Origin of the sequence: Thermogemmatispora tikiterensis (assembly GCF_003268475.1) — a bacterium.
In the GTDB taxonomy this organism is placed as follows: Bacteria; Chloroflexota; Ktedonobacteria; order Ktedonobacterales; family Ktedonobacteraceae; genus Thermogemmatispora; species Thermogemmatispora tikiterensis.
On the sequence record NZ_MCIF01000002.1, the window covers coordinates 4500881 to 4512302 of the forward strand.

The 11422-nt window shown below is 60.0% G+C and carries 8 protein-coding genes; 2 read left to right on the forward strand and 6 right to left on the reverse strand.

Annotated features, from left to right (window positions below; translation table 11 throughout):
* Nucleotides 1–458: 458 nt before the first annotated feature.
* Nucleotides 459–1715 carry an alpha/beta fold hydrolase gene (locus A4R35_RS18060; RefSeq protein ID WP_112431781.1) on the reverse strand — a complete coding sequence of 419 codons (1257 nt, stop codon included), beginning with the start codon at nucleotides 1713–1715 and terminating at the stop codon, nucleotides 459–461.
* Nucleotides 1716–2035: 320 nt separating this feature from the next.
* Here A4R35_RS18060 and A4R35_RS18065 point away from each other — a divergent pair, with 320 nt between their 5' ends.
* Nucleotides 2036–2908 carry a 4-phosphopantoate--beta-alanine ligase gene (locus A4R35_RS18065; RefSeq protein WP_189362004.1) on the forward strand — a complete coding sequence of 291 codons (873 nt, stop codon included), beginning with the start codon at nucleotides 2036–2038 and terminating at the stop codon, nucleotides 2906–2908.
* A 391-nt stretch (nucleotides 2909–3299) separates the two neighbouring features.
* Nucleotides 3300–4001, forward strand: a complete 702-nt coding sequence (plsY, locus tag A4R35_RS18070) for a glycerol-3-phosphate 1-O-acyltransferase PlsY (protein WP_112431785.1) — start codon at nucleotides 3300–3302, stop codon at nucleotides 3999–4001.
* A gap of 116 nt (nucleotides 4002–4117) precedes the next feature.
* On the opposite strand, the gene pgsA is transcribed toward plsY, so the two are convergent.
* From pgsA to A4R35_RS18095, 5 genes are all read right to left on the reverse strand, one after another.
* Nucleotides 4118–4741, reverse strand: a complete 624-nt coding sequence (gene pgsA / locus A4R35_RS18075) for a CDP-diacylglycerol--glycerol-3-phosphate 3-phosphatidyltransferase (RefSeq protein WP_112431787.1) — start codon at nucleotides 4739–4741, stop codon at nucleotides 4118–4120.
* A 659-nt stretch (nucleotides 4742–5400) separates the two neighbouring features.
* Nucleotides 5401–6468 carry a M42 family metallopeptidase gene (locus A4R35_RS18080; RefSeq protein ID WP_189362006.1) on the reverse strand — a complete coding sequence of 356 codons (1068 nt, stop codon included), beginning with the start codon at nucleotides 6466–6468 and terminating at the stop codon, nucleotides 5401–5403.
* A 211-nt stretch (nucleotides 6469–6679) separates the two neighbouring features.
* Nucleotides 6680–7993 (reverse strand): NYN domain-containing protein, encoded by a 1314-nt coding sequence (locus A4R35_RS18085; protein ID WP_112431791.1) that lies wholly within the window; start codon nucleotides 7991–7993, stop codon nucleotides 6680–6682.
* A gap of 1132 nt (nucleotides 7994–9125) precedes the next feature.
* Complete coding sequence (locus A4R35_RS18090; protein ID WP_052890537.1) at nucleotides 9126–9425, reverse strand: hypothetical protein; 300 nt, start codon at nucleotides 9423–9425, stop codon at nucleotides 9126–9128.
* A 249-nt stretch (nucleotides 9426–9674) separates the two neighbouring features.
* Entirely contained in the window at nucleotides 9675–10673 is a 999-nt protein-coding gene (locus A4R35_RS18095; protein ID WP_112431793.1) for an LTA synthase family protein, read from the reverse strand.
* Nucleotides 10674–11422 lie beyond the last annotated feature (749 nt).

An 11422-nucleotide genomic window follows, 5' to 3' on the forward strand; every position in this document is an offset into this window, starting at 1 on the left:
TGCGCATGCATCCGTGCAGAGTTTGGGGCAATACTGCCACGTGGTTATCCGTCAGGGTTCCCTCAAGAGCTGCTCAGCGCGCAGCAGGCGCTACGCCAGGTGCGCAACACATGACAGAGATTATACGGTCTCAAAAACCGGACGTCAAGTCAAATCAGCTAGCCATTTTTGCTATGGTGTTGGGCTGACCAGGCTCAGACCTGTTCGCCCTGGTGCGCTCCAACGCAATGCAGCGCAACGCAACGGCGCACCAGGCCAGCACACCACTCATGATGTGACCGCCGTCCGGCTTCTCGCCTGGCTTCCTTCCCTCGCTGCTGTTGCCTCCCTTCTTAAGGTTAAAACGACGAACAGGGCTGATTCTGTTCCGCCCACCCGTGGCGGGGCGAAGGCCCTTCCTGTCAGAGCGACGGGCGGCCTACCAGTCTGCGCTTCCTTCGCCCCGTGGCCTGGGCTGCTCAGCGACGAACGATACGATACATACGTGCACCGCAGCGCGCACAGGTACCTTGCAGGGCCGGACGCCCGTTCTTCAGGGTTGTTTCTGATACAGCGAGCATCGGACTTTTCTGCCTGCATCTGACGCAATACGCTTCAAGAGCAGGCTCTGACCTGGCTGCTAACTGAGGCCGGGTCTGCGCCACCACAGATGCGGGGGCGGACTGCGCCGGCTCGCTCTCGATGGCCTGGGGCGCCTCTTGAGCCTCGCCGGTGTCAGAGGTCGCCGTGGAGACCTCCTCTGCCGGCGTGGCGAGAGCCGGCCAGCTGCTCAGGCGAGCGCTGAGCAAGGCCGCGACCTGGTGATCGACTGTGCAGTCCCGGGTCTCGATCCAGAGCTGCTCGACCGCCACCCCCGGGTCCTGAAGCCCGGGCCAGCTGTGGACCTTGCTCTCCTCTGAGTCGGCCCGCACGAGCAGGACGGGGCAGGGGAGAGAGTTCGCTGGAGGCCGGACGCTGTCCGTCTCCAGGCAGAGCCGATCAGCCAGCCAGGCTCGTACGGCGTGTTCCGCGCCGAACTGGTGGGTCGTGGCATAGCTATAGTCTAGATTGCTCTCTCTCTGCCCCGGCGCCGCGAGAGCGCGTAAGGCGAGCCGCGTCGTCAGCAAGCAATAGGTGAGCGACCCCAGCAGCGGAGTGCGAGCCAGGAAGGCAAGCAGCGATCTGAGCCAGGGGAAACGTTCCCGCCAGCATCCCGCATCATGCTCTGGCCAGAGCAGAACCAGGCCGCGGCAGAACTCAGGCTCGCGCCTGGCCACGTCCAGTGCGTGCTGGCAGCTGATCCCCTGAGCTATGAGCAGGGCTGGTTGCCCGACTACCTCGCGCAGGAAATCGCTCAGCAGCTCGACATAGAGCGGACCACTATAGGGGAGGGCAGGCCGGTCGGAGAGGCCGAAACCCAGCAGGTCAGGGGCGTAGACCCGATAGTGTTCTCGCAGGAAGGCCGCCAGCTCGCGCAGCTCATAGGCAGAGGCTGCCAGCCCGGGCGCGTGCCAGAGCACGAGCGGCGGCCCTTGCTCGGGACCGGCCAGCGTGTAGAAGATGTGGCCATGTCGCCAGCGGTAGAGCCGTGGCTGACCCGGCAGCGTGCTCTCTAGCAGCTGTGGTGTCAGGAGGCGGTGCCAGACAACGGCCAGGGCAGCCCCCAGACCCGCTAAGAGGCTGGCGGCGGCGCCCAGGCGCAACAGCCATTTCAGGCGGGGCAAAGCGTTCTTCATGGGTGAGACGCAGACCTCCTCGCTGAGTAGTATAGCATGAGAGGCGAGGAGGCGCTACTTCACGGAGCGCCAGCGGGAGACCCTCATCCAGAGCATCACTGGCTGCGCAGCGAGTGGCTACGGCGCTGATGGGCAATGATGGCCAGCCCAGGATCGCGCCAGAGCCATAGGAGGCGCGGAGGGTGAAGGCGGGCTTCTTCACTCAGTAGTATAGCATGGTAGGTGAGTTGACGCCACACCACCGAGCAACTACAATACGCGCACATAATGAATAATAGAGATACATTTTTATACAAATGGGCACAGCCCAGGGAGAAAGTATGCGCGTGATTCATGAACTGTGGGAGATGACTGAGACGGCGCGTGGCTGGCTATCTGGGGGAACCGTGGCCCTCGTTCCAACGCAGGGCAGTCTCCACCCGGGGCACCTGGCGCTCATCGAGACAGCCAGGCGGGAATGTGAGATCTGTGTCGTCAGCTTCTTTGCCGATCCTCTCCAGTTCACCTCGCCCGAAGAGCTGGCGCGCCATGCGCACGAGCAAGGGGGCAACGAGCATAAGCTGCGACTGCTGGAGCGGCTGGGGGTTGATGTGGTCTTTGCGCCGGAGCGCGAGGCGATGTATCCGGCGGACTTTGCCACCTATGTCACCCCTGCTGGGGCATTGGCCGAGTGCATCGAGGCCCGGCTCTATCCGCAGCGTTTGCAGGCCATTGCCACCACTGCCTGCAAGCTGCTGCTGCTTGTCCGTCCAGATATCGCCTACGTCTTGCGCAGCGAGGTGTATACGGTTGCGCTCATGCGTCGCCTGGTGCGCGACCTCAATATCGACGTGAATATCTCTGTCCTGCCTGAGCAACGAGACGCCGGGGGGCTGGCGTATAGTGAAAATTATTCTCTGTTAACTGCGGATGAGCGCCTTGTTGCTCGTGTTGTCTACAGCTCCTTATTAACCGGTTTGGGATTGTTGCTTGCTGGTGAGCGGCGGCCAGAGGCGGTCACCCAGGCGATGGAGCAGGTCATTAAGGCTGAGCCTCTGGCGACGCTGGAGTATGTCGCGCTGTGCGATCCAGATTCACTGGCGGCTCTGGCTGGGCTTGAGGAGCGGGCGCTCCTCCTGGCGGCGGTCCGTATCGGCGGCGTCCGTCTGCTTGATAGTCTGCTCTGGTCGCAGGAGCGGCCAGCCGCCGGCTAAAGTCAACTGTGGTCTTGTACTGCTGTCTGTTGCCAGGAGGCAGTCAGGACAAGAAAGTGATTCTCCTGCGGGGCCCGGCCCCCCAGTCCAATCCGATCCGGCCTGGTCTGGTCTGGATCTGGAATCTACTGATGCAGGAAAGAATCTGGCGCCCTTGCTTGTGCTCACCTTGCCATATGGTGCTGGCTTGTTCTCCGCGAGAGACGTCCCGGAAAGGGAGTAAGCGAGCAGATGCGCGCAAAAGCGTGGAAGGAGAGCAGGAAGGGATTCTATTGGAACTGGCTGGCTGGAATCCGGCGGACATTGTGGCCTATAATAAGGGCGCGCTACGACGCGCCGTCAACAGGTGCTAGCTAGCTCCGACTTCACCGAGTCAACGAAGGAGGCTCCTATGCCGCTTACCGCTGATCAACCCATTTTTATCGCACTCAGGCTCTTGCTCGTGGCCATCATCGGCTATCTCTGGGGGTCGCTGCCGCCAGGCTACTGGATGGGCAAGATCCTGCGCGGACGTGACTTTGATATTCGCAACTATGGCAGTCGCAAGACGGGGGCGACTAATGTCAACCGCGTTCTCGGGCTGGGGCCGGCCATCATTGTCATGGTTCTCGACCTTTCCAAAGGTATTTTGCCGATGCTGTTGGCCGTCTATGTGCCCTTCTTTCATGTGCTGGGCTGGGGGCCCCTGCTGGCCGGATTAGCGGCACTGATCGGCCATCGCCACCCTATCTTTATTGGCTTCCAGGGTGGCAGAGGCGTCCTCACTGGGGCTGGCTCATTGCTCTTCGTTGCTCCCCCTGTCTCCTTCCTTATCTTTGGCATCGGGGCGGTCTTGACCATTAGCACTATTGCTCTCTCCCGCTATGTCTCCCTGGGCTCCCTGGTGGGCTGTGTCACGGTCATGATCTGTGGCCTTGTCTTCGGCCTCCTCGGCTGGCTCCCGGTGCCGGCCATGCTTTTCATGATTATGGCCCCTCTGCTCGTGATCATCTTCCACTCTGACAACATTGAGCGGCTTCTTGCCGGGAAAGAGCGCAAGCTCGGGCAGAAGGAGGTGGTGGCCTCGCCCGGTGGGGCGGCTTCCTCTCGCTGAGCTAACGGGCGAGTCAGCGAGCAAAGCCAAAGGCCGGGCGCCTGGGTCTCTGGCAGCGATCCCAGCCAGTCCGGTCCCTGCTGTGCTCTGAGTTGCGGCGAAGGGAAGGCTCCGCACTAGGCGCGCAGGTGATCCTTTTTACCCTGCAGGAGCGGCAAGGCGCGCAGCACGTACTCTACTCCTGACATGATTGTCCAGAAGGTGGCCAACACAAGAGCGATATCGGCCAGCAAATGGAGCAGGCTGCTCGGACTCCAGGCCACAGGCGAGGGCGTCAACACGGGAGTGGGAAAGAGCGCCAGGCGAGGATCGCCAAGTCCGTGGGCCAGGAGGATACCGCCGATGGCGAGCAAAGTGATAAAGGTTTTTTGCTTTCCCCAGCGTCCTGCAGCGATCACGGTACCTTGAGCCGCGACCATGGAGCGCAGACCTGTGACCAGAAATTCGCGGGCGACAATGATCACGACAATCCAGGCTGGCACCAGCCCGATCTGCACCAGGGCGATGAGAATGCTCGAAACAAAAACCTTGTCAGCTGTCAGATCCAGGAAAACGCCTAGCGATGAGACCAGATGATAGCGGCGTGCCAGGTAACCGTCGAGCAGGTCAGTGATGGAGGCCAACACAAAGAAAACCGTGGCCACGAAAAAAGCCCAGTGCTGATTGAGCAGCACCAGGATGAAGATGAGCAAAGTGCTGGCAATCCGGCTGAGGCTCAGTAGATTGGGAACATGCTGCATAATCCAGCGGTCTCCTTACGGCGTTGGGTACTCACATTATAAGCAAAGTGCTGACGCTTGGGTAGAGCGCAGCCCACGACTGCATCTGCTGGCAAGCAAACAGGGAGTGCTGGCGTCGCCGTGGCCCTGACCAAAAGGGTAAGCAACGCCAGCCTGAGCCAGTTCGCCTGGCGCCTGGCTTCCATCCTCTGCATTCTTCCTTTGTGTGTGCCCCGCCGCCGTCTCCGTGCTAGCGAGGCGAGCACCCAGGCAGCATGAGCGGGCGTCTCGCGAGGAGACCGCCGGACGAGCGAGCAGCATGTGCTGACCCGAGTCTACGTTAACAGCCTTGGGCGGGCATAACAGCTAGATAGCTATATTAGGAAATATTGTGCGCACTCAGCCGAGCGCCTCGGCCAATGAGCGCGCACTGAAGGGTGTGTCAGCCAGGCTGGTCCCGGCTGGACCAGGAAGCGTCAGGTCAAGCCCTGACCTGACCCTGAGTGACTTGCTCGTCAGCCAACCACAGGCCAGGGAGAGGGCGGAAGCGGCCCTCGGCTTCCCCTAGGGACATCCTTTTGTCAATTGACCCGCTTGAGCAGGACACTTGATGCTTCCCTTCCCTCTGCCCGCCAGACAGAGAGCCGTACTGGACGCCATATCAGGAACGCTCAGGAACGCTACGGAATCAGGTTGACCTCAGCATTCAAAGCCAGAGCAAAACGAGTCAGCAGGGTCGCCGTTGCCTCGACATCCTCCAGAGAAACAACCTCGGAGCCTGTATGAAGATAGCGGCAAGGAATATTGACCAGACCTGTTGCTACCCCGCTGCGGCTCACCTGGAGCAGATCCACGTCGGTCGAGGTTCGGCCTGGAGTAGGATCGAGTTGATAGCGCAGCCCAGCCTCGCGGGCCGCCTGCACCAGCAGCTCATAGACGCGTGGATTCACGTGGGCGCCGATCGTCAGCGCTGGACCGGCTCCGATCCGGACATCTCCAATCTCCTGCCTGGACGTCTGGGGATGATCAGCTGTTGGCATCACATCGACCACGATAGCCAGCTCCGGCTGCACCTCGTAAGCGCTGGTACGTACGCCGCGGAAGCCAATTTCCTCCTGCACTGCCGAAACCACGTAGAGGGCGGTCTGCAGCTGCTCGCGCTGCGCAGAGACCTGGCGCAGGGTCTCCAACACCGCATAGAGGCCGGCCTTATCATCCAGGCCGCGCGCTGTTACCAGCCGACCACGCAGCGGTTGGAGTCGGGCCGCTCGAGTGGCCACGGTCCCCGGAGGGGCGATTTCCTCGGCCTCCTTCTTACTGCTCGCCCCGATATCGATCCAGAGCTGTTTCAGAGCGGGGGCCTTGCCTCGCTCCTCTTCCTCTTGCAGATGAATCGGCTTCACCCCGATGACGCCAGGCACGGGGCCTGAAGCCGTATGAAGCAGCACCCGTTCGCCGGGCAGCGTTGCTGGATCGAAGCTTCCGATCGGGGCGAAGTACAGAAAGCCCTGCTCATCGATATAACGCACCATTAAGCCCAACTCGTCGCAGTGAGCCGTCAGCATCAGGCGAGGGCGGCCTTCGGGGTGCAAGGCTGCGATCACATTCCCATGCACGTCGGTGGTCACCTGATCAGCATAGCGGGCGCACTCGCGGCGCACCACCTCCTGAACGGGTTGTTCAAAACCCGAGGGACTGGGCCGTTCAATCAGCTCTTCGAGCAGAGAGAGGTGAGACTCTTCTTCCATACAAGCAGACTCCATCGCAAACAGCAGTGAGAACCAGCATAAGCCGAAGAGAAGACACAAAACAGAAATGAAAGCGCCTGGCGCTTTACAGCTACCAGGCGCCTGGACCTTGGGCGAAGCGAATAGGCCGCGCGACGAGGGCGCGGATTAGTGGCGAGAGGGCAGCGCTCAGCAACACGGACCTCCCTGAGCTTTTCTTCCCTGCTTGATGTCAACGCACGAACTGCTTCAGCACCTCTTCCACCTCGGGGTGGGAGCGGTTGAGGCGGAGATCCTCAGCTCCGCTGGCATCGGTCTGGACCAGCAAGATCCCTCGCTGGATGCAGGTATGGAGCAACTCGCGCGCCGATTCGCGTGTCAGGCGACCGCGGAAGCGATTCTTCGGATTCAGCGGATCGCCGATGAAATTCGCCACGCCCATGACTGTGCGCCAGGACCAGTTGCGATCGATGTAATCGAGGAACTGCAAGAATTGCGGGTCCAGCACATCGATCGGCGGCTGCGGATTCACTGCTGGCATGTGGGGATTCGTCCCCGGGTGCACGGCAGGCATGTGACCCGTGCTGCCCGACGAGACAGCCGGGACATAGCCACTGCCAGTATTCGTCGACGAAGCCGAAGCGATGCCTGGGACCAGAGGAACAAACTGGTTGGCGCTGCTAATCAGATCCCGGCTGACGGTTCCCGGTATCCCAACAACAATCACCGTTTTATTTAGACGTAACTTCAAGCGAGCGCAGATGCGGGTAAAATCCTTATCGCCCGTCATCAGGACAAAGGTAGAGATCGAAGGGCGGTCGAAGACCGTCTCGATGATGTCCATCAGCATATTCAGATCGACGGTACTCTGGACGATCGTACTTTGCACGATCGCGTTGGTGCCGGGCCCGATGGCAGGCAAATGGCCAGTACCGCCGCTATGCTGCTGATGGGAATATCCCAGAGGACCAGACCCAGAGCCGCCATGATGGTGGGAGAGGGGGCCACTGGGGGGCTGGCCGTGGGGGTAACTATAGGGGAGGCCCTGGCGAGGTACCTGTTGATAAGCGGTATCCTCCTCACTGGGAGAGCGGATCTCCGTATCCTGGCGCGGCCCTTGATCCTGCTGATAGCCGGACCAGCCGTTCTCCTGGTTGGGCTGCACTGCGGGGAAGGGGCCTGTGTAGCCACTGTGGGTAGTGCCTCCCGCAGACCACTGGCGCTGATACGGACCTTCAGAAGCGTAGCCTGGCACTCCGAGCGCGCCTGTTGAGGGATTCCCTGGAGGATAATGAATCGTCCCAATGCGGATACGGTCACGCTGCTTGGCCGGGCAATCTACGCGGTCAATCATCGCCGCAGTCAGGCTGCCCTTGAACAGCTCCGGCTGACGCGACCAGTCCGCATAAGCGCGGGCCACCATGACAGTTCCATAACGGCGGGCGACGGCAATCAGCTCCTGCGGATCAGGCTCTCGCCGCTGGATATTCAGCATACTGTAGCGAATGTTCTCAAAGTCAATGAATAAAGCGATCTCTTCTGGCACAATCTTCTCCTCTCATGGGGAGAAACCGCGCAGACCAGGATTGCTGATTGTTCAGGTGCTCGGATTGCCTGCTATGCAATCCTACAACTATGAGCATATCATACTTTATTGGCGAAGTCGAGTGGTCTGCGCTTTACTTTTCAGAACTACTTATGATATAGTCTCTCATTAAGATAGCTACCGGACAGCTTATCAGAGGGTGAAGAGCAAATACTAAGGCATCGTTGGCATGCGATCACCTCGATCTGATCGACCTGCGTTGGTCAGTGTTCTCGCTCCTGTTGGTTGGCCGCACCTCTTCGCTAGAGAGCCGCTCTGCTCGCCAATTCCACCGGATCAGGCGAAAGCGATCAAGCAGAGACGCTGGCTGATTGTGAGGCAAACCCCCACCACTGGGCGAGCAGCTGCCTGTTAAGAGCCAGCCTGGTGGCGCGGTCACAGGCCGGAGCGGTCAAAACAGGATGCTCTTCCCTGACTCTGATCGAGGCGGGAGAGACTTGGCTTGCCCTGCAAACCGCGTGCTGTTCGTCTCCGCCCATCACCAGGACAGAAAGGCAGCAAGCGATCGGTCATATTTACCGGCTCCGAATCTCTGTCTCTTCTGCTTTTAGCCTGCGCCTGGCAGGATGTTACTCGAGCTGCTGGCAGGCGAGCAGACACTGACCTGCCCATCAATAATAGCAGCCGAGAGGTCAGGTGAAAACAAGCATGCAGGAAACCAGCTCGCTAACCCTGTGGTCGAGATTACCTCTCGGCTCTAGGCAGCTCGGCGGCTTACAGGCCGCTGTGCGGGCGAGGCAGATTGGTATCCTTCTTCTCGCTTAGCGAGCTGACCGCAGCCTCTCTTCTCGACCAGCCTCTGTGCCTGATAGAGCGGGCTAGGTGCGGGGTACAGGCGGCAGCCAGGCCATTTGCTCCAGACCGGCTATCTATGGTACAGCGTAGCGTCTCCTGCTCGGCGGCTCTTGTCTGCTCTGCCGATCCGCCTGGACAGGCTAACCGGGGTAGGCCCGGGCGTGGAAAACCGCGAGCGACGAGGGCGTTGCGTGCCAGTACTGCCAGCCAGAGAGCTTCCTTGATACACAAGAACCGGGGACACTCCCCGGTTCCTCCGGTGAACGCTATTCAGATACTAGCGAGAAATACCAACCAACTCGCGGTCATGTTCTGTCAAGAAGCGGCGCAACAGCCCCTCCACCTCTGCTGTTTGCGGCAGCTCCCGCCCATTCTCTTGCTCTTCTACGCGCGTTAGCAGTTCGTAGAGGCCGGGGATATCGTAACGCAGCTGGACCTGGAGCTGACCGTTGCTATTATAGCCCTCGACGAAGAGGCCATCCTCCTCCTCGCGGAGAGCGATGCTTTTCACCCCGATCTGGTCCAGCACCTGGCCTACGGCGTAGAGGATACGCGCGTAGCTGAAAGTGGTCGGCATTGATCCCTCCCTAAGATAGTGGCAATATGGGAAACCTGTAGCGCACAGATTGACGGCGCTGTCACTGTATACATCAAGACAGGTCAGAAAGTTTCTCCACTGCTCTTGGTTAGTCTATCATATCGTTGCAACGGACGTCAAGGTAGTGAGCGGAGAGGCGCCCGGCTCCCTGGCTGCCTGGTAGTAAGCAAAGGGAGGGGATGGGAGCCGGGCAGCTCTCTCCTGCGGCTATGCGGTAGCCAGGGAGAGCTAACGTCGGCCAAGCGAGCCATTGGCGACTTCGCGTGTGGCCCAGACGCCTGTATCGCTGACTGAGTTCTTGAGATGGTTGGCCTGTCCGGCTCCGTTTCCATTGGCGTTGAGAATCTCCAGTGCCTTCAGACGCCAAAAACGAGCACTGGCAGGGCGTTTCAGAGCGAGGTACTGGGCCAGAGCCTCATCGGTGATGGAGGGGTTCGACTTCAGGACCTCGATCGTCATTTGGAGCTTATCGGGGTTGCCCTCAGCCGAGGCGGCCAGCATAGCCGGGTTGGTATTCTGCTCGCCATTGGGGCCTTCATTGCCCACTGCCACAATCTGGCCGGTGATCGGACGCGAGAGATCTTGACTGCTTTCGCGCACTGTCCCATTGCCTGCGGCGCTGGCAACTGGGGCCACCTCGGTTGTGCGCTCCTGATTGACAATCGGCAGCAGGCTGGCGGGGTTCAGCCGCGAGCCGGTCGTCAGGGCGCGGCGCAGGGTTGACATGGGGAGTTGGACCTGTTTGGCAAGCTCGGAGAGCGCCGTCAGCTGCTGCTGCCGCGCCTTCTTCTCCTCCGCCTCCGTCTCGCTGATGGTCTCAGCCATCATAGTATAGACGATGCCCAGCAGCGGGAAGGCACTGGCCATGAAGGGGAAAACGTTGGTCAGCCAGGGCGCCGCGTGCTCCGCCGCGCTCAGCATCTGCGGGCTGTGAAACTGCTTGGCATAGGCCCAGTTTACCGCCCATGAGAAGCCTGTGCAGATAATAATGAGAAGCCAATGCTGCCAGACTGCCTTAGGGGTCCGATAGCGCCGATAACGCTGAAAGGCCGTCCAGGACAGCAGATAAATGGTAACGTCAATGCTGATCGCTATAGCATAGCTTACACCCCACCACCAGATCCCCTCTGGACCCGATGATGGCTCAAACGATGCAAAGAAGTAAGCAACATGTGGAATAGAGGCCGCCAGGAATACGGCGAATGCTATCCAGAAAAAATATTTCATCAAAGAGACTCCCCTTCCGCAATGATATGGTGACCCCTCGTACTATCACGTAGCAAAGCGTACGTCAGCGCAAAGAAATCCGTCAATCCTCTCTGGGAGATTCTGGCTAATTTTCACTTCTTCCCCGAAGCTCCAAAGCTGAGGTATTGACAAAACCCCTTCCCCTGTGCCATAGTATGCAGGCACCGCACCGCGGCCCGGCTTCAACAAGTCGGCCTGGTGACGACTGGCAGAGGGAGGATCAGGGATCAAGGCATCGTCCGGCATTCGGGCGGATGCGCAAGCCAATAGCCCTTCCGCTTCCGGTGACCCAGTCAGACGATCTGGTCCCAGTACCCTCTTGACAAGAGTCGCCTGGTGTGGAATACTTAAAGACGCCGCAGGTACTGCGGCCCAGCCGCACGGCCCCAGTGGTTGAGCCAGGGAACAAGCCGGCTGGCTGGCAGCGGATGCTCTCTCTGCAGAAGATAGCTGAGATCGCGGTGTCCGCTCAGATGGGCGGTCGTCCTCGCCTGACCAGTCACTCTCCTGCCCGGTTATAACCAGGCTGGACCAGTCGCTGGCCCACGCGGGATGACTGCGACGCTGCTAAAGCGCCACGCTAATGATGCACCTTGACAACTGAATCGCGTTAGTGATACTTGCTTCAATTTTGCTGAGAGCCTGAAAAAGCAGACAGCATGTCTGCAGGCCGAGTGCAACGCGACAGAGCTAACACAGAACGTTGTGCTTCGGTGTCGTAGGATGAC

Coding starts and splice junctions, on each gene's coding strand:
- A4R35_RS18060 (WP_112431781.1), bottom strand. CDS start 1,715: ATGAAGAACGCTTTGCCCCGCCTGAAATGGCTGTTGCGCCTGGGCGCC.
- A4R35_RS18095 (WP_112431793.1), bottom strand. CDS start 10,673: ATGAAATATTTTTTCTGGATAGCATTCGCCGTATTCCTGGCGGCCTCT.
- A4R35_RS18090 (WP_052890537.1), bottom strand. CDS start 9,425: ATGCCGACCACTTTCAGCTACGCGCGTATCCTCTACGCCGTAGGCCAG.
- pgsA (WP_112431787.1), bottom strand. CDS start 4,741: ATGCAGCATGTTCCCAATCTACTGAGCCTCAGCCGGATTGCCAGCACT.
- plsY (WP_112431785.1), top strand. CDS start 3,300: ATGCCGCTTACCGCTGATCAACCCATTTTTATCGCACTCAGGCTCTTG.
- A4R35_RS18080 (WP_189362006.1), bottom strand. CDS start 6,468: ATGGAAGAAGAGTCTCACCTCTCTCTGCTCGAAGAGCTGATTGAACGG.
- A4R35_RS18065 (WP_189362004.1), top strand. CDS start 2,036: ATGCGCGTGATTCATGAACTGTGGGAGATGACTGAGACGGCGCGTGGC.